This is a genomic window from Acinetobacter sp. IRS14 (assembly GCF_034650275.1).
In the GTDB taxonomy this organism is placed as follows: Bacteria; Pseudomonadota; Gammaproteobacteria; order Pseudomonadales; family Moraxellaceae; genus Acinetobacter; species Acinetobacter oleivorans.
Genome location: NZ_JAOVFN010000003.1, coordinates 167773 through 186154, shown reverse-complemented (window position 1 = coordinate 186154; position 18382 = coordinate 167773). Strand labels below are relative to the sequence as shown.

16 protein-coding genes are annotated in these 18382 nt (G+C 37.1%); 12 read left to right on the top strand and 4 right to left on the bottom strand.

Translation table 11 applies throughout. From position 1 onward, the window contains the following. Positions 1–10: 10 nt before the first annotated feature. Complete coding sequence (locus ODQ17_RS04540) at positions 11–1561, bottom strand: circularly permuted type 2 ATP-grasp protein (protein WP_322901994.1); 1551 nt, start codon at positions 1559–1561, stop codon at positions 11–13. 227 nt (positions 1562–1788) lie between these two features. On the opposite strand from ODQ17_RS04540, the gene ODQ17_RS04535 reads away from it, so the two are divergent. Continuing rightward, the gene (locus ODQ17_RS04535; protein ID WP_322901992.1) at positions 1789–2796 is read left to right on the top strand and encodes a helix-turn-helix transcriptional regulator; all 1008 of its coding nucleotides are present in this window, start codon (positions 1789–1791) and stop codon (positions 2794–2796) included. A gap of 377 nt (positions 2797–3173) precedes the next feature. On the opposite strand, the gene mnmG is transcribed toward ODQ17_RS04535, so the two are convergent. Then, entirely contained in the window at positions 3174–5054 is a 1881-nt protein-coding gene (gene mnmG / locus ODQ17_RS04530) for a tRNA uridine-5-carboxymethylaminomethyl(34) synthesis enzyme MnmG (protein ID WP_322901990.1), read from the bottom strand. 231 nt (positions 5055–5285) lie between these two features. Here mnmG and ODQ17_RS04525 point away from each other — a divergent pair, with 231 nt between their 5' ends. The 11 genes from ODQ17_RS04525 (at position 5286) to ODQ17_RS04475 (ending at position 15805) form a co-directional block, all read left to right on the top strand. Continuing rightward, positions 5286–5579, top strand: a complete 294-nt coding sequence (locus tag ODQ17_RS04525) for a lipase chaperone (protein ID WP_013197328.1) — start codon at positions 5286–5288, stop codon at positions 5577–5579. Positions 5580–5734: 155 nt separating this feature from the next. Continuing rightward, positions 5735–6640 (top strand): 50S ribosomal protein L11 methyltransferase, encoded by a 906-nt coding sequence (prmA, locus tag ODQ17_RS04520; protein ID WP_005306779.1) that lies wholly within the window; start codon positions 5735–5737, stop codon positions 6638–6640. 12 nt (positions 6641–6652) lie between these two features. Next, the gene (locus ODQ17_RS04515) at positions 6653–7498 is read left to right on the top strand and encodes a DUF3426 domain-containing protein (RefSeq protein WP_151767628.1); all 846 of its coding nucleotides are present in this window, start codon (positions 6653–6655) and stop codon (positions 7496–7498) included. 376 nt (positions 7499–7874) lie between these two features. Continuing rightward, a complete protein-coding gene (fis, locus tag ODQ17_RS04510; protein ID WP_001086304.1) occupies positions 7875–8144 on the top strand; it encodes a DNA-binding transcriptional regulator Fis in 270 nt (89 codons plus the stop codon). Positions 8145–8229: 85 nt separating this feature from the next. Further along, entirely contained in the window at positions 8230–9804 is a 1575-nt protein-coding gene (gene purH / locus ODQ17_RS04505) for a bifunctional phosphoribosylaminoimidazolecarboxamide formyltransferase/IMP cyclohydrolase (RefSeq protein WP_225995951.1), read from the top strand. 124 nt (positions 9805–9928) lie between these two features. Beyond that, positions 9929–11212, top strand: coding sequence for a phosphoribosylamine--glycine ligase (gene purD, locus ODQ17_RS04500; RefSeq protein WP_013197324.1), 1284 nt, complete (start codon positions 9929–9931; stop codon positions 11210–11212). Between the two features lie 486 nt (positions 11213–11698). Beyond that, complete coding sequence (locus ODQ17_RS04495) at positions 11699–12571, top strand: MetQ/NlpA family ABC transporter substrate-binding protein (RefSeq protein WP_013197323.1); 873 nt, start codon at positions 11699–11701, stop codon at positions 12569–12571. A gap of 75 nt (positions 12572–12646) precedes the next feature. Further along, on the top strand, positions 12647–13672 hold the full coding sequence (locus ODQ17_RS04490) for a methionine ABC transporter ATP-binding protein (protein WP_322901980.1): 1026 nt from the start codon (positions 12647–12649) through the stop codon (positions 13670–13672). Then, complete coding sequence (locus tag ODQ17_RS04485) at positions 13669–14364, top strand: methionine ABC transporter permease (protein ID WP_322901978.1); 696 nt, start codon at positions 13669–13671, stop codon at positions 14362–14364. The genes ODQ17_RS04490 and ODQ17_RS04485 overlap by 4 nt, the downstream gene beginning before the upstream one ends. A 161-nt stretch (positions 14365–14525) precedes the next feature. Next, on the top strand, positions 14526–15257 hold the full coding sequence (gloB, locus tag ODQ17_RS04480) for a hydroxyacylglutathione hydrolase (protein WP_322901976.1): 732 nt from the start codon (positions 14526–14528) through the stop codon (positions 15255–15257). A 344-nt stretch (positions 15258–15601) separates the two neighbouring features. Further along, entirely contained in the window at positions 15602–15805 is a 204-nt protein-coding gene (locus tag ODQ17_RS04475) for a hypothetical protein (RefSeq protein WP_003652518.1), read from the top strand. Between the two features lie 172 nt (positions 15806–15977). Here the strand turns inward: ODQ17_RS04475 and ODQ17_RS04470 are convergent, their stop codons facing one another. After that, positions 15978–17276 carry a dicarboxylate/amino acid:cation symporter gene (locus tag ODQ17_RS04470; RefSeq protein WP_004791418.1) on the bottom strand — a complete coding sequence of 433 codons (1299 nt, stop codon included), beginning with the start codon at positions 17274–17276 and terminating at the stop codon, positions 15978–15980. A gap of 446 nt (positions 17277–17722) precedes the next feature. Next, entirely contained in the window at positions 17723–18295 is a 573-nt protein-coding gene (locus ODQ17_RS04465) for a TetR/AcrR family transcriptional regulator (RefSeq protein ID WP_322901973.1), read from the bottom strand. Between the last annotated feature and the right edge of the window lie 87 nt (positions 18296–18382).

Here is an 18382-nt window from a genome sequence, read left to right as displayed (position 1 = left end):
TAACCCACAATCAGGAATGTAATGTTTCGACAACCCATGTATCTTTTATACCGCCACCTTGGGACGAATTTACGACTAGAGAGCCAGCCTGCATCGCCACACGTGTTAAGCCACCCGGTACTATTTCAGTACGATAAGGTGAACTCAATACAAATGGACGCAAATCAATGTGACGTTCAGCCACCCCTCCTGTAGTTAAAGTGGGAGCAACAGATAAAGCTAAGGTAGGTTGTGCAATGTACATATGAGGCGTGGCGATCAATTTTTTTCTAAAGTCATCAATTTCATACGAACTGGCTTTAGGCCCAATTAACATGCCATAACCACCTGAACCCTGAGCTTCTTTAACAACCAATTGATCTAAATTAGACAGTACATAATCTAAATGTTCATCTTTACGGCACTGATAAGTAGGTACATTTTTTAGAATTGGGGTTTCACCCAAATAGTATTGGATCATTTGGTCTACGTAAGGATAAATAGATTTATCATCAGCCACGCCTGTTCCAGGTGCATTTGCAATCACAACATTTTTTTGCAAATAAGCAGACATAAGGCCTGCCACGCCTAAGGCACTATCTGGCCGGAATGCTAAAGGATCTAGAAAATCGTCATCTAAACGGCGGTAAATTACATCTACTTTTTGACGCCCACGAATAGTTTTGACAAAAACTTGATCATTTTCTACAAATAAATCCCGGTTTGTAACCAACGGCACATCCATTTCACGTGCCAGAAAAGCATGCTCATAAAAAGCACTGTTAAAACGTCCCGGTGTTAGTACCACCACAAAAGGTTGGTCTGCTGGTGAGTTCTCCTGCAATATTTCTTTTAAAAGTTTTGGATAATGCTCAATTCCCTGTAAATTATTGGCTGCACATAGCTCCGGCATCAATTGTTGGCTAATGTTTCGGCTTTCGATCATATAAGACACACCAGAAGGTGTTCTTAAATTATCCTCCAATACAAAAAACTCTCCCTCACCATCACGGATAATATCAATTCCGCTAATTTGTGAATAAATTTTACCTTTCAAAGCATGTTTGAGCATGTGGGGTTGGAAAGCCTCATTCCCCATGATTTGATCTTCGGGAATCAGTTGTTCTTTTAAAATATGTTGTCCATGATAAATATCATCTAGGAAATAATTTAATGCTTTAACGCGCTGCGCACAGCCCGAAGCTATTTTCTCCCACTGTTTTTTTTCAATTACCCGTGGAATTAAATCAAAAGGAATTGTTCGCTCTGTACCTTCTTTATCACCGTATACGTTAAAAGTAATTCCATGATAAAGAAAATGCTGCTTCGCTTGAGCATTTAATTCTTTTAACTCATCTAAAGTACGAATACTCAACCATTGTTCAATTTTTTTAGAAGCCGCGCCATTTGATGTCACATCATCAAGCATCTCATTAAAAAATTCTGATTTCAGCTGTTCAAATAGATTGGTTTGTACGGAAATATGTTCTAAAAAAGAGGTTGGGTTAATGAGTGCCGTAGTTGTCTGCTCTTGTATAAAAAAGTCATTATCTATATGTAATTCATGCTCTTGTTCTGACATAACCACCTCGTCTTATCATTTATCTATATTTCATTTTTAAATAAGCAATTTCAGTGCCACTTATATATGTTTAATATTTTTACGGTGTTTTGTTATAGCTTTCTTCTTCTAAATCTTAACATCGATTGTAAAAGGTTCAGTAAACTGAATCTGACAAACTTGCTAAATGTGTAAAGATTTTTTATTGTGTTGACACCAAAGCAATTGGATATAGATGTATTACGCTTATGTCTGTAATAGAAAAAGAAACTTCGAATAGTTTATATCGCCAATGGCAGATCTTGTCTCGCCTTCCAACCGGTAAATGGATCGGAACACGGGAATTACAAGAAATGCTTGAACGTGAAGGTATTGATATCAGTTTAAGGACTATTCAGCGTGATTTAAATCAAATTGCTCAGCGCTTTCCGATTGAAAGCAATAAGGCCGTACCTCAAGGCTGGCGGTGGCAATCCGATGCGCCTATTCAGAGCTTACCGCACATGACGAGCTCTCAGGCAGTAACCTTTATGATGGTTGAGGAGCATCTTAAACACTTACTTCCACCTAGTCTGCTTGATGAGATGGGACCTTGGTTTGATTTAGCTAAACGTAGTCTCTCTACACAAAATAATGTGAGACAGTGGATTAACCGAGTACGTATCGTACCTGCAAGCCAACCACTTATTCCACCTGTAGTCGACCGTGCTGCTCAACAAGCAATTTATGAAGGTCTACTTCAAGATAAACAAATTGAATGTGTTTATCAGGCTCGAGTAAATCAAGGTGAAGATAAAACTTATGTTTTAAACCCTTTGGCTTTGGTACAAAAAGGTGCAGTAATTTATTTGATTTGCACACGACATGGCAAAACTGAAGTTCAAACGTTTGCCTTGCACCGTTTTAAATCAGCAAAAGTCTTAGATAGTCGAGCACTGCATCCTGTCAATTTTGATATTGATCATTATATTGATTCAGGTGCTTTAGGCTTCAGAGTGGACTATAAACAGCCAACTGAGTCAATCCAGCTCACATTAACTATGACAGAGCAGACTGCTCGAACTTTCTATGAAAGTCAGTTAAGTAAGGACCAAACTATCATTCCACTTGAAGAAAATATTGTAGAAGTTACCGCAACAGTACCTTTTACATCTCAACTGGTGTGGTGGCTACGTAGTTTTGGCAAAAAATTACTGCATATCGAACCTATTCAAGTACACAACGCTGTTCGAGAAATTGAATCTGAGAATAAATAGATAAAAAAAAGAGAACCATAAGGTTCTCTTTAGATTTTGAATTATAATTTTCTTAATTTTATATTGTCTCTTATATTTATAGTTGTTTCAGATCAATCTGTTCTCCCCCTACAAAATTGATCTGCTCTTTCTTTTGCGCTATTTTGACCATGAACATTGGCATGCCATTTCATATCCATTGTAGCGAATTGATTTCATTGTCATGGTTAAAGCCCTCTTGTTTGAACGTGAATTTAATATAACTGGCTACCTGAAATATGTGAAATAAGAAAAAAAGGAAGCGAAATCTATTTTCTTCCTTAGGAAGTTTCCATATATTTTTTGAACAGAAAATAAAAAAGCCCAGTCTTAACTGGGCTTTTTGTACACTTAAATGATTAAGCTGTTTTCTTAATCATATTGTTTTTACGAATTGTGATCATTACAAGCTGAACAGCTGCTGGTGTAACACCAGGAATACGACTTGCTTGAGCTAATGTTTCCGGAAGAACTGTTTTTAATTTCTGAGTAATTTCGCGAGATAAACCAGACACTACGTCATAATCAAAATCGGTAGGAATTTTAGTTTCTTCAAGACGCTTTAACTGTGCCACATCTTCATGCTGACGGTTAATATAACCTTCGTATTTCACAGCAATCTCGATTTGCTCACCCACCTGCTCAGAAACTTCAGAACCTGTAAGTTCTGCAATTTGACCAAAGCTAATATTAGGGCGTTTAAGCAAATCAATTGCGCTACATTCTTTACTTAAATCAGCACCCGTCATCTCAACGAATTTCTTACCCATAGGGTTATTTGGTGCTGCCCACAAATGTTGTAAACGAGAGGTTTCACGCTCAACAGCTTCCATTTTTTCACAATAAGCAGCCCAACGAACATCATCAACCAAACCAAGTTCACGACCAACAGTCGTTAAACGCTGATCTGCATTATCTTCACGTAACATCAAACGGTATTCCGCACGTGAAGTAAACATACGGTACGGTTCTTTGGTTCCTAAAGTGATGAGGTCATCAACCAACACCCCCATGTAAGCTTGGTCACGCTTAGGTGTCCACTCTTCTTGCTCCCACGCACGGCGCGCAGCATTTAAGCCAGCAAGTAAACCTTGAGCACCTGCCTCTTCATAACCTGTCGTACCATTAATTTGGCCAGCAAAATATAGACCATTAATCGCTTTAGTTTCGAGAGTGAATTTCAAAGCTTGCGGATTGAAATAATCGTATTCAATCGCATAGCCTGGACGCAAAATATGCGCATTTTCCATACCACGAATAGAACGAACAAGTTCAAACTGCACATCAAATGGAAGTGAAGTCGAAATACCATTTGGATAAAGCTCGTGTGTATCTAAACCTTCTGGTTCCAAAAATACTTGATGTGAGTCTTTATCAGCGAAACGGTGAATTTTATCTTCGATTGACGGGCAGTAACGTGGACCAACACCTTCAATAACACCGGTATACATTGGTGAACGATCTAAACCACCACGAATAATGTCGTGAGTTTTTTCATTGGTATGCGTGATATAACAATTTACTTGTTCTGGGTGCATAGAAACATCACCCATGAAAGACATGACTGGAGACGGAAAATCACCTGGCTGTGGAATCATGACTGAAAAATCAACCGAACGTGCATCAATACGTGGTGGAGTACCAGTTTTTAAACGACCAACAGGTAGCTTTAATTCACGTAAACGTTGAGCAAGTGCAATAGAAGGTGGATCACCCGCACGACCACCGCTTGATTTTTCTAAACCAACGTGGATTACACCGCCTAGGAATGTACCTGTAGTCAACACAACAGTTTTAGCATCAAAGCGAATACCCATTTGGGTAACTACACCTTTAACTGTATCACCTTCAACAATCAGGTCGTCAGCTGCTTGCTGGAAAATATCAAGATTTGCTTGATTTTCCAAAGTATCGCGGATGGCAGCTTTATAGCGCACACGGTCAGCTTGAGCACGTGTTGCACGCACTGCGGCACCTTTACGCGAGTTTAAAATACGGAACTGAATACCACCTTTATCGGCAGCTAAAGCCATTGCGCCACCAAGTGCATCAATTTCGCGTACTAAATGCGATTTACCAATACCACCGATTGCTGGGTTACAACTCATTTGACCCAAAGTCTCAATGTTATGGGTCAAAAGCAAAGTCTGTCGTCCCATACGCGCAGCAGCAAGGGCTGCTTCCGTACCTGCGTGACCGCCGCCGATAACAATAACATCATAAACTTTAGGGTAGTGCATGAGTACAAAACACCAGAAAAAAAAGACGGAACATTATAGCAAAATTATCTGCTTATTGATGTACATAATTACAAAATTGTCTTCACATGGTTTACGGTACTCCACATGTTTTGACATTTTGTTGCATGAATTCAATACAAAGTGAATGTTTTTAAGATTTTTTCATCTTAGAATAAAAAATGTACAGCACTTCTACGACTTTAAAATTAACGCAACGAGAAGGAACACAAAATGAAAACGACTATGTTAAAAATCTTAACCGCATCTCTCCTTTGTTTTTCAGGCGTAACGTTTACCCACGCTGCGACGAATCATACTGCTAAATCGACTCATACGGCTAAATCAAGTAAAACAGCTAGTCATACTGCAGATTCGAGCAAATCAGTTGCGCAAAAAGAACTTAGAGCTTGTGTAAAAAAACAGCAAGGTGAATGGGTATCTTATAGCCATAATGGTGTAACCTTTAATGGTACTTGTGAACCAAACGAAAACGGTAAACTACAATTTAAAGCCCCTGCTCCTTAAGCAGTTTTGAAATAAGGTAGAGAAGAAGTCATTTATTTTCTGCCACATCTCATCAGTATTTTCAAAGACGGCTCATTAAAGATGAGCCGCTTTCTTTTTTAAAATGGTCTAGTCCGCTACAATACGCCTTTAAATAAAATTTTTAGGTCCTTTTCGTGAAGTGGTTACAAATACACATTACCGTTGATCAAGAACAAGTTGAGTTCACAGAAACACTTTTAATGTCTCTAGGTGCGGTAAGCGTAACTCTGGATGATGCTGAAGATCAGGCTTTACTTGAACCATTACCAGGTGAAACACCTTTATGGAACAAAGTAATCGTGACAGGCATCTATCAACAAGACGAACAAGACCCAATTGATGTCGACACTTTAGAAGCTTTCTTAAAAGCTCAACTTCCAGATGCTCCTATACGTCACGAAGAACTTGAAGACCAAGTATGGGAACGCGCATGGATGGATTATTATGAACCAATCCAAATTGGGGAAAAGTTCTGGATCGTACCTGAATGGCTAGAGCCACCAGAAGCAGATGCAACTAACATTAAGTTAGATCCAGGTCTTGCGTTTGGTACAGGTAACCATGCGAGTACCTTCTTATGCTTACAATGGCTAGGTAAAACTGACGTTAAAGATAAGATCGTGATTGATTATGGTTGTGGTTCAGGCATTTTAGGTGTAGCCGCTTTATTATTAGGCGCAAAAAAAGTATATGCCACAGATATTGACCCTCAAGCCGTTTTAGCAACAAAACAAAATGCTGAACTTAATGGGGTATTAGATGGACTATATGTAGGCCTTCCTGAAGAATTCGATCAAGAGTTCAAACCTCAGCAAGCAGATGTTCTAGTTGCAAATATTTTGGCTGGTCCATTAATGGCACTTGCGCCAGAGTTTGCAAATTTAATTAAATCTGAGGGTGAGTTCGCACTCGCAGGTGTAATTGAAGAGCAAGTTGCTGATGTTTCAGGTGTTTATTCTGAATTTTTTGATATATTAGATGTCGAAAAGCGCGAAGAGAACTGGTGTCGCATTTCAGGAAAACGTAAAACAATAAATTGAGACTTTTAACTCATGAATGAAAAACAAACCCGCTGCCCTAAGTGTTTAACAGTTTATAAAGTATCTCTTACTCAATTGACTGTTGCTCAGGGTATGGTTTGTTGCCCTAAATGTGATTCGAGCTTTAATGCACTCACCCATCTGATTAATATTGAAAACCCTGTCATAGTTAACTCATCTACATTAGCCAATGGTTCAATGCAAACGAGATATATGACACATTCGCACGTATTAGATATCTTCGATCAAAAAGTTGAAAATTCTAATATTGATCTTTTAACCTATCTCAACAACTTAAATTATTTTCATAACGAACCTATTAACGCCCTACCAAATCTTAATTTAGCTGAACAAACTTCCTCGCAAGAACAAGACAATAATAAAAAGCATAGTTGGCTGTACTACACGCTCTGGAGTTCTGCTAACCTTATTTTAATTTTAGTTTTTACTTTTCAAATTCTCTGGTTTAATCCTAAGCTCATGCATGCAAGTCCAACCGTTAGCCATGCGTTTAATTATGTTTGCGGAATAATGCACTGCAATAAGTCAGCCGAACAATATCAACTTATTTATATAGAAAAGTTAAAACTCCGCAAAGTTGACACAAGTCATACGCAATTCTCAGGCATATTGCTTAATCAGAATGATAAAAGTATTGAACTTCCCAACCTAAAGTTGAGTTTTTCAACAGAGCCAAATAAAACAGAAGAAATTATATTGACTCCTCAACAATATCTTGTTGAAAACTTAAGAGGTATTCAACGCATCCCCTCTGATACTCCTTTCCGATTCCAATTTGAGCTAAACAAAAGCAAAAAAAGCCTACTAAATTATCGATTAGAAATTGTCCACCCCTAAAATGTAAAAAAAGTGAAAAAAAAATAAAAAAAAATGCAGTTAATTTGCTCACTTTTTCCTAGACAGTGGTATGATACGCGCCACGAAAGCTTTGACTCATATACTCCTCGCTCTCAATCCAAAAAAAATACTGTTAAGCATGTGTGCTTTTCTACTTTAAGCACATAGCCTAACTTTTTTTGTTTTTGAGGGAGCTGTAACAAATATTTAACTATTGTTACGCTTATTTTTTATTCAATACGAAGAAATATGGCAAGCTAATTGTTCTTATGTTTTAGAGTCACTGTTTTAGGATCTAAAACAGGACTCCGTATTTTTAGACCACATTTATATACTACTTTATCCAAGTTAGTATTTGATTTTCGGATTAACTCGCATGAATAGCAAATCTCCTATTTTTACTGCACAATCTGATGTTGCTCTTCGCATCCACGTGGATCGCGCAGTTCGTCATTATTTTGCACAATTGCAAGGTGAGCAACCATCTCAGGTATATGACATGGTGCTAGCAGAAATGGAGAAACCTCTTTTATCTGTAGTTCTTGAATATACACGTGGTAATCAAACCCGTGCTGCAGAGATTCTTGGACTCAACCGTGGCACTTTACGTAAAAAGTTAAAAGCTCACGGTTTAATGAGTGAATAAATGATAAAATGCTCACGACTTCGTGGGCATTTTTTTATGCTTATTGGTTTTAATCCGTAGACTTGAAATTGTTGAATTAAACATCATGACTATTAAACGTGCTTTGATTTCTGTATCTGATAAGACAGGAATTGTCGAATTTGCTCAAAACCTTGCAGCTTTAGGGGTAGAATTATTATCTACAGGCGGCACATACAAGTTGCTTAAAGATAATAACATCGCAGTTGTTGAAGTATCTGAACATACTGGCTTCCCTGAAATGATGGATGGTCGTGTTAAGACATTACATCCAAAAATTCATGGCGGTATTCTTGCTCGTCGCGGCTTAGACGAAGCAGTAATGGAAGAACACAACATTGATCCGATTGATCTAGTTGTTGTAAACCTTTATCCATTCGCTGCAACAGTTGCAAAACCTGACTGTACCCTTCCTGATGCAATCGAAAATATCGACATCGGTGGTCCTACAATGGTTCGCGCAGCTGCTAAAAACCATGCTTCTGTAGGTATTGTAGTAAATGCTTCAGATTACGACACCGTAATCAATGAATTAAAAACTGCTGGTTCACTTTCTTATGAAACACGTTTTGATTTAGCTGTTAAAGCATTTGAACATACTGCTCAATACGACGGCATGATCGCTTCTTACTTAGGCGCTCGCGTTGGTAAGACCGAAGGTGAAGCTGATTTATTCCCTCGTACGTTCAATACTCAATTGAACAAAGCACAAGATCTACGTTACGGTGAAAACCCACATCAATCTGCTGCATTTTATGTTGAAGCAAATGCAAAAGAAGCATCAGTTTCTACAGCAAAACAGTTACAAGGCAAAGAATTGTCTTATAACAACATTGCTGACACAGATGCTGCACTTGAATGTGTTAAATCATTCGCAAAACCTGCTTGTGTAATTGTAAAACATGCTAACCCTTGTGGTGTTGCTGTTTCTTTAGACGGCATTAAAGCTGCTTACGATTTAGCTTATGCAACAGATCCAGAATCTGCTTTCGGTGGCATTATTGCATTTAACCGTGAGTTAGATGTCGCAACTGCTCAAGCAATCGTTGACCGTCAATTCGTTGAAGTTATTATTGCTCCAAGTATTGCTGATGGTGTGCTTGAAGTTACTGGTGCTAAGAAAAACGTACGTGTTTTAGTATGTGGCGAATTACCTGCGATTGATGCACGTGCACCACAACTTGACTACAAACGCGTTAATGGCGGTTTATTAGTTCAAGATCAAGACTTAGGTATGATTACTAAAAATGATCTTAAAGTAGTAACTAAATGCGCACCAACTGAACAAGAAATTGATGACCTCATCTTTGCTTGGAAAGTTGCGAAATATGTAAAATCAAATGCAATTGTTTATGCGAAAAATCGCCAGACTATTGGTGTTGGTGCAGGTCAAATGAGCCGTGTTAACTCAGCTCGTATTGCTGCCATCAAAGCTGAACATGCAGGTTTGGTTGTTGAAGGTGCTGTGATGGCATCTGATGCATTCTTCCCGTTCCGTGACGGGATTGATAATGCAGCTAAAGCTGGCATTAAATGCATTATTCAACCGGGTGGTTCTATGCGTGATGAAGAAGTAATCGCAGCAGCTGACGAAGCTGGTATTGCAATGGTCTTCACTGGTATGCGCCATTTCCGCCACTAATTTAAATTTAGTCCTCCCTAACCCTCCTTTTATTCAGGAGGGTTTTCCACAATAATGGAGCTAACTCTCCAACTTGAGGGATAGAGGGAGATGAAAAGGATTAAAGTTAAGGAACAAATTAAAAATGAATATTTTAGTTTTAGGTAGTGGTGGTCGTGAACATGCTTTAGCATGGAAAATTGCGCAAGATACCAATGTTACTCAAGTTTTTGTTGCGCCAGGTAATGCTGGAACTGCAACAGAAGACAAATGTGTTAATGTTCAACTTGATATTTTAGACAACTCAGCAATCATTGCTTTTGCTAAAGAAAATAATGTTGATCTTATTATTGTCGGCCCAGAAGCACCATTAGTTAATGGCGTGGTAGATGCTGCACGTGAAGCAGGTTTAAAAATTTGGGGACCTACTCAATATGCAGCGCAGCTTGAAGGTTCAAAAGCATTTGCTAAGCACTTTTTAAAGCGTCACAACATTCCAACTGCTTTCTATGACGTTTTCACTGAAGTAGATGCAGCTAAAGCGTATGTTGAAAAAAATGGTGCACCAATTGTAATTAAAGCTGATGGTCTTGCTGCTGGTAAAGGCGTAATCGTTGCAATGACCAACGAAGAAGCTTTTGCAGCAATTGATGACATGCTTGCTGGTAACAAATTTGGTGATGCTGGTTCACGCGTTGTGATTGAACAGTTCCTTGCGGGAGAAGAAGCTTCTTTCATTTGTATGATTGATGGTAAAAATATTTTACCAATGGCAACTTCACAAGATCACAAGCGTATTTTTGAAGGCGATCAAGGCCCTAATACCGGCGGTATGGGTGCCTACTCTCCTGCTCCAGTGGTAACTTCTGACATTTTCGAACGCGTTATGACTGAAATCATGCGTCCGACTGTTGATGGCATGGCTGCTGATGGACATGTTTACACTGGTTTCTTATATGCTGGTCTAATGATTGATGAGCAAGGCCAACCACGTGTGATCGAGTTTAACTGTCGTTTTGGCGACCCTGAAACTCAACCGATCATGATGCGTTTAAAATCATCTCTTGTGGAATTGGTAGAAGCTGGTATTGCTGGTAATTTACCAAAAGAAGCTGAATGGGATGAACGCAAGTCAATCGGTATTGTACTCGCAGCTGAAGGCTATCCTGATAGCGTGCGCAAAGGTGATGTAATTTCTGGTATCGGACAATCACCTGAAGATACTAAAATTTTCCATGCAGGCACTGCAACTCGTGAAGATGGTCACATTGTGACTTCTGGTGGTCGAGTTCTTTGTGTAACAGCATTGGGCGACAGCGTTCTTGAAGCACAAATTAATGCGCTAGAAGTATGTGGTCAAGTTACCTTTACTGGTATGCAATATCGTAATGACATTGGCTACCGCGCAATTGCACGTGAAAAAGCTTAAAAAACCTACAAGTTTAAAATGCTAATAAAAAAGCCTCTATATAGAGGCTTTTTTATTACGTATCACGATATAAGAAAATCGTATAAATCTTTAAAATTTTGCTAAAGATATCAACAAACAAAAAGAAGCCCCCTATATCAAGCATACTTTTATTGCTATCATTAGTACATAGTTGTAACTGTCATCAGACACTGCTGTTTTAATAATTTCCATAAAGACTTGCTCTACAAATTATGCCTGTAGAGAGTTTTTTAATATTCTAAATTTATGAATGCTCGTTTGGCTACTGTTGGGGATGAACTGTTTGGGGAAACAGTTTTTGTTTATTAAACAATTACCCTCTGTTATAGCCAAAATATGCAAGCAAATTATGGAACCCCAGAAAAAGATCACAGAGTTTAGACTAGTTGTAATTCCAACTCCTCTCTTTTCATATTGATATAGATCAATCGTTATTGTTCTATATCTTAATCAGGACTTTTTTAAATGAAAAAGCTGATCAGCCTTTTTTTAAGCATGTCAGTAGTATTATTGACAGCATGTAGCAAACAAGAAAATGCTCAACAAGCCGAACAAAACAATGATAGTACCAAAGTACAAAAGGTAGTAATTGCCTCTACAGGTTCGGATGCTGAAATTTGGCGTTATATCGCATCTTTACCTGAAACCCAAGCTGCTGGCTTAAAGTTAGAAGTGAAAAACTTCACAGACTCCGTTTCAATGAATACAGCAATTGCAAATAAAGAAGTAGATTTGAACGCATTCCAAGCTTATTCTTATCTTACTGCATTTAATAATTCAAACCCGGATAAGATTGCAGCGGTTTCTACCACTTATATTGAGCCAATGGGGATTTATTCAAGTAAATACAAAAAAATTGAAGAACTTCCTGAAGGTGCAATTATTTCAATCCCGGATGATGCTGCCAGCGAATCTCGTGCGCTACTCTTGTTACAAACTGCTGGCTTAATCAAGCTTAAAGCTGACTTTAATCCTATTCAGGGCAGTCCAATTGATGTTATCGAAAATCCCAAAAAGATCAACATCAAACCAATCAAAATGGAAACTGCATTACGTCTTAAAAATGAATTTGATGCAGTTGTATTAAATAATACCATAGCACTCGAGGGAGGTTTAAACGTACTCAAAGATTCTATGTTCTATGAACCTATTGATCAAATCTCAAAAATTAGTGTCAACGTTCTAGCAACTGCTGAATCACGTAAAAATGATCCTGTCTTACAAAAAGTTGGTAAGCTTTACCACAATGCAGCTGTTAAAAAATACATTGAAGAACACTTTGGTGGAACAAAAGTTGACGTAGACAAACCAATCAGCTATCTCTCAGAAGCTAAATAGTAATATAATAGCCCAAACGTGAAACAGGCAAATTCTCTTTGCCTGTTTTTTCTTTCCAGCATAGCTTCTGAAGATATGATTCAATTTAAAAACATTTCAAAGCACTATCAGCTCAAAAATCAAACCATACGCGCACTCGACGAAATCAATTTAGAGATTCCAGAGGGCAGTATTTTTGGCATCATTGGCTATAGTGGTGCAGGTAAAAGTACCTTAATCCGCCTGATCAACCTTCTTGAGCGACCAACTGAAGGTCAAATCATTATTAATCAGAAAGATTTCACTGCTTTGGATGCACGCTCATTACGTCAGGAACGTGCAAACATTGGAATGATTTTCCAGCACTTCAATCTGCTACAAACCAAGACAGTTGCTGAAAATATTGAAATGCCAATGCGCCTACTGAATTACAATAAGGTAGAACGTGAAAAACGCCTGAATGAGTTATTGGAGTTCATTGATCTTAAGCATAAAAAAGATGCTTATCCAGATGAGCTTTCTGGCGGACAAAAGCAACGTGTCGGTATTGCCCGTGCTTTGGCAAATCATCCAAAAATTCTTTTGTGTGATGAAGCAACTTCTGCTCTAGATCCGCAAACTACCAAATCAGTTTTAGAACTGCTGAAGAAAATTAATCAAGAGCAAAAAATCACGATTGTTATGGTGACCCATGAAATGGATGTTATCGAAACTATTTGTGATCATGTGGCTGTAATGGAAGCAGGTAAAGTCATTGAACAAGGTTCAACGATTGATATTTTTAGCAAACCTCAACATCCAACGACTAAAAACTTCATTCAAACTGTTTTACATCAACAGTTGCCTGTAAATATTTTAAATCAGCTCGAAAACCAGCATCATCATAGTATTTACTGCTTACAGTTTTTAGGACGTTCTGCTCAAGAACCTGTAATTCAGTCACTGATTAAAAAATTCGATATTAGCTTAAATATTTTATTTGCGAATATGACTGAAATTAATGGCACCGTCATTGGTCAAATGTTTGTGCAGCTTTTAGGTGATCCTCAGCTCATCAAACAAGCTATTGATTTTTTGGAAGAAAATGAAGTAGGTGTAGTTCAATCAGGAGATCAAGTATGAGAGATTTAATCGTACAATGGTTAACTGAACTTACTCAACCTTTCTGGCAAAGCTCCCTTTCTATTGATCAATTCGTTACAGCTTTGCAAGAAACCTTTAATATGGTTTTCTTCGCACTTTTGTTTGGTGGTATTTGGGGATTTATTCAGGGAATTATTTTATTAGTTACCCGTCCAGATGGCATTTTACCGAATAAAGTGATTTATCATTTACTTAATCCAATTGTAAATGCTTTACGCTCCCTTCCTTTTATTATTTTACTTATTGCAGTGATTCCTCTTACTAAGCTATTAGTAGGTACTTCAATTGGTACATGGGCAGCTATTGTTCCATTGACTATTTATGTTGGTCCTTATATGGGACGTCTGATTGAAACTTCATTGCTTGAAGTCAATGAAGGAATTATTGAATCTGCTCAAGCAATGGGTGCTACACCTTGGCAAATTATCTATCGCTTTATTTTGCCTGAAGCACGTAGTTCGCTCATTTTAAACCTTACAACAGCGACAATCAGTCTTATTGGTGCAACCGCTATGGCTGGCGCAGTTGGTGCAGGTGGTATTGGTGATTTAGCAATTTCTTATGGTTATCAACGTTTTGATACTAGCGTTGTGATTTTAACAGTCATTATCCTATTACTATTAGTACAGATTGTACAAACGCTAGGAAACTGGCTCGCTAAACTCCGTTAAGTCATCCATACAAAAAAGCTCTCTTCTAGAGGGCTTTTTTTGTTTTATATAACTCTTTTCTTAAAGATAGTTGAGCACATGGCTCAATACCATTTTCTGGTATGATCAAACTTAGTCATTATTATTCATTTACTCTTTGGATTTAGTTTCAGGATAAAACAATGCGTTATAGAATTCATTTTATTGATGTGCAGAATGCCCTCCAAAACTATATCTGGATTTTAGAAGATACTGAAACCCAAGAAGCTGTAGCAGTTGACCCAACAGAAGCGGAACTAGTCACCCAATTTTGTCAGAAGCATCAGTTAAATTTAAAACAAATTTGGCTTACTCATTGGCATAAAGACCATATAGGTGGTGTTGCTGATTTAACGGCTGCCCAAAATATTACTGTCTATGGTCCCCGTGATGAGCTCACAAAAATTCCGGGAATTACCCACCCCTTACAACATGACGATCATCTAAAATTTAATGATTTAAAAGTAGAGATTATTGCAACCCCAGGTCATACCTTAGGACACATTGTATATTTTATTGAAGAATTAGAAGCTGTATTTTGTGGTGATACTTTATTTGCAATGGGATGTGGTCGCTTATTTGAAGGTACGGCTGAACAAATGTATCACTCACTGTGCCGTCTAGCAGCATTACCAACCAACACAAAAGTTTATTGCACACATGAATACACGCTTTCAAATGCCGAATTTGCTTTAACAGTAGAACCGCATAATCTTGCCTTAGCAGAACGAGCTCAAGAAGTCCGTGAACTACGTAAACAAGGTTTAATCACGCTACCAAGTACGATTGAACTTGAATTGGCGACCAACCCCTTTCTTCGCGCAGAAAGTGTTGAAGACTTCGCACATATACGTACTCTTAAAGATAATTTCTAAAATTGAGCTTTAAAAAAAGATACGGTTTCATTTTAAGAACTGTATCTTTTTGCTTATTAGCTGTTGTCTGTAATTATTTTTTACATTTACTCTGTTTTTTATTTACTCACTATTCTAAAAATTACGTTGAGTTTATATTTTCAAAAACACTCAAGAAGACTGCTCTTTAAATAAAAATTTATTATTTTTCATACATATAATGAATTTATTATTTTATAAAAATAAAATCTTTTCTTACTTTTTTACAAGTTGAAAAATAAAAAAAAGTTTTACCCCTTTAAAAAATCCAATTAAAACCCTATTAATAAATAAGATGTAATGCCACGGATAGAAGGAGTTCTCACGTGAAAAAGGTTGTTAAAGCTAAAAATTTGATTGCGTTTCGTATTTGGTTAGAAAAGTTAGGGTATTCTGTTAAAAATCTCGCTGACGGGAAAGGTTTTACTTTTAGTTTTAAAAAAGAATATGGTTTAGTCACTTGTGAGTTAGCAGGTAATTCATTAGCTATGCAATTAGGTGAAGAGTTTGAGGATCACTTAAAAGCATAATTTTTTACGACTTGATTTTAATTACAGTACTGTCTTTCTTGAAAGACAAGTAATGTTGCAGAACTTTAGAATGGCTTAATTAAAATATATTTTTTAGTTATTAAATAAAAAATCTGTAGCAGGGCTACTCTCCCAAATTGCCCTTAGCTACAGATTTTTTTATTTTGTAAGGTTAATCTGCTTTATGGTTCTTTAATGCTTTATCAAGAAGATCTTTATCTAAAGCCTTATCCCAACGTGCCACCACAATTGTTGCACAAGCATTACCAACTAAGTTTGTTAATGCACGGCATTCAGACATAAAACGGTCGATACCAAGAATTAAAGCCATACCTGCGACAGGAACAGCCGGCACAACGGATAGAGTTGCAGCCAGAGTAATAAAGCCTGCACCAGTCACCCCTGCCGCACCTTTAGAACTTACCATTGCAACAAGAAGCAAGGCAATTTGTTCACTAATTGATAAATCTACATTACACGCTTGTGCAATAAACAGAGCTGCCATAGTCATGTAGATATTTGTACCATCAAGGTTAAATGAATAACCTGTTGGAATCACTAAACCTACCACCGATTTTTCACAACCTGCTTTTTGCATTTTGTCCATTAAAGATGGTAAAGCTGCTTCTGAAGAACTTGTTCCTAAAACCAACCAAAGTTCATCTTTGATATAACGAATTAAGTGAATAATTGAAAAACCGTTGTAACGAGCGACTGCACCTAAGATCACTACGACAAATAACACCGCAGTAATATAGAACGTCATAATTAATAATAATAAATTACCAATTGATTCGATTCCATAAGCTCCGATCGTGAAAGCCATTGCACCAAAAGCACCAATTGGAGCAAGCTTCATTAACATACCAACCAAGTAGAAAACTGGAGCTGTTAAGTTATTTAAAAAATCGGTAATTGGGCGCGCTCGGTCGCCTAAAGCAGCTAAAGAAATACCAAATAATACCGCTACAAATAACACCTGCAAAATCTCGCCACCAGCCAGAGGACTGACCAAGGTTTGCGGGATAATATTCATGAAGAAATCGGTAATATTTGTTGCATGTGCCTTTTCAACGTAAGTATTTACTTTGTCGTTGACTAAGGTAGCAGGATCGATGTTAAGGCCTTTACCCGGTTGGATAATATTTGCCACAATCATACCAACCACAAGAGCCAAGCTTGAGAAGGTCAGAAAATAAAGCATCGCTTTACCAGTTACACGGCCCACACGGCTCATGTTTGTCATACTGGCAATGCCTGTAACAACTGTTAAAAAGATGACGGGAGCAATAATCATTTTAACGATCTTGATGAATGCATCACCAAGCGGTTTTAAACTTTCGCCAAGTTCTGGGTAAAAATGACCAATTAAAATGCCCAAAATAATTGCAAAAATGACCTGTACATACAAAATTTGGTGAAATTTCTGTTTTTTCTGTACTGTTTCTTGGTCAAGGGTATTGAAATCCATTATCTAAATACCTTTTCGATGGGGATAAAAAAATAAAATATAAAGCGAGCACCACAAGCTGCTTTAACAAGGAAAAGCCATTGTAAAGAATAAAAAACACCCTGTGTTATAAATTTAAAAAATGTCAAATTAAAAAATCATGCATTAATTTGTATAGAATACTTTTTATTTTAAGATTTAAAAAATTATAAAATTTATTAAAAATAATATTAAATTATTGTTTATATTAAAATTAAACCCTATTTAAGTTAATAAAATCGGCTTTAAGGACTTGTTTAACTGATTCAGGACTACCATTTATTAAATAAATGATTTTATTAAAAACATGTAAATTATAAATTATGAAAATTTAATTTAAAAATAATAAGAAAAATTGATATATAATTTTTTAACAAGAGAAAATGTCTATTTCTTGTTAAAAAATTACCCTAATAAGATGTGATAAATTAATTAAAATTAGGGTGGGCCTTAAATAACCGCTCTAATAAAATATGGACGTAGTCTAAGCTTAATGTACGATCAGTGAATAAGATGCGGAATAACATAGGTGCAATCACAGCTTCGATAATTTCTTGATTTTCTATAGTTAATTCACTACGCGCCTTAGCTCTGGCTTGAATAATATCAAGTTGTTGAACGATTAAAATTTCACACTTTCGAGCGTTTGAAGATTCAGTTGCATATAGCAAATCTCGTAGCAATGTTTGCCCTACTTCAGAAGAGTACTCTTCGAAATATTGTTCGACCCATGTCGTGATATCAAGCTGAAATGAGCCTAAATCTTTTGGCTCCATATCGGGTTTCAGCTCATTAAGAGCAACATCTGAAAATAACTGATTGATATCTCCCCAACGACGATAAATTGTAGAAGGTGTTACACCTGCTTCATCAGCAATCATGGGTATAGTAATTTGGCTTTGCTCCAGATTTTTTTGAAGCTCTTTTACTGCTTGATGTACCGCAGTTTGAATTCTTTCACTACGACCACCCGGGCGTAACCCAGTAACAACTTTTGCCATTAATTAGCTCTACTTCAATAAAAACGATTAAAATAATATTTGTATATACAAAATACACTAAAGCTAATGATTTGCTTTAGTGTAAAA

Coding starts and splice junctions, on each gene's coding strand:
- purH (WP_225995951.1), top strand. CDS start 8,230: ATGACTATTAAACGTGCTTTGATTTCTGTATCTGATAAGACAGGAATT.
- ODQ17_RS04465 (WP_322901973.1), bottom strand. CDS start 18,295: ATGGCAAAAGTTGTTACTGGGTTACGCCCGGGTGGTCGTAGTGAAAGA.
- ODQ17_RS04515 (WP_151767628.1), top strand. CDS start 6,653: ATGAATGAAAAACAAACCCGCTGCCCTAAGTGTTTAACAGTTTATAAA.
- ODQ17_RS04485 (WP_322901978.1), top strand. CDS start 13,669: ATGAGAGATTTAATCGTACAATGGTTAACTGAACTTACTCAACCTTTC.
- gloB (WP_322901976.1), top strand. CDS start 14,526: ATGCGTTATAGAATTCATTTTATTGATGTGCAGAATGCCCTCCAAAAC.
- ODQ17_RS04470 (WP_004791418.1), bottom strand. CDS start 17,276: ATGGATTTCAATACCCTTGACCAAGAAACAGTACAGAAAAAACAGAAA.
- ODQ17_RS04490 (WP_322901980.1), top strand. CDS start 12,647: ATGATTCAATTTAAAAACATTTCAAAGCACTATCAGCTCAAAAATCAA.
- ODQ17_RS04495 (WP_013197323.1), top strand. CDS start 11,699: ATGAAAAAGCTGATCAGCCTTTTTTTAAGCATGTCAGTAGTATTATTG.
- ODQ17_RS04535 (WP_322901992.1), top strand. CDS start 1,789: ATGTCTGTAATAGAAAAAGAAACTTCGAATAGTTTATATCGCCAATGG.
- fis (WP_001086304.1), top strand. CDS start 7,875: ATGAATAGCAAATCTCCTATTTTTACTGCACAATCTGATGTTGCTCTT.
- mnmG (WP_322901990.1), bottom strand. CDS start 5,054: ATGCACTACCCTAAAGTTTATGATGTTATTGTTATCGGCGGCGGTCAC.
- ODQ17_RS04540 (WP_322901994.1), bottom strand. CDS start 1,561: ATGTCAGAACAAGAGCATGAATTACATATAGATAATGACTTTTTTATA.
- purD (WP_013197324.1), top strand. CDS start 9,929: ATGAATATTTTAGTTTTAGGTAGTGGTGGTCGTGAACATGCTTTAGCA.
- ODQ17_RS04525 (WP_013197328.1), top strand. CDS start 5,286: ATGAAAACGACTATGTTAAAAATCTTAACCGCATCTCTCCTTTGTTTT.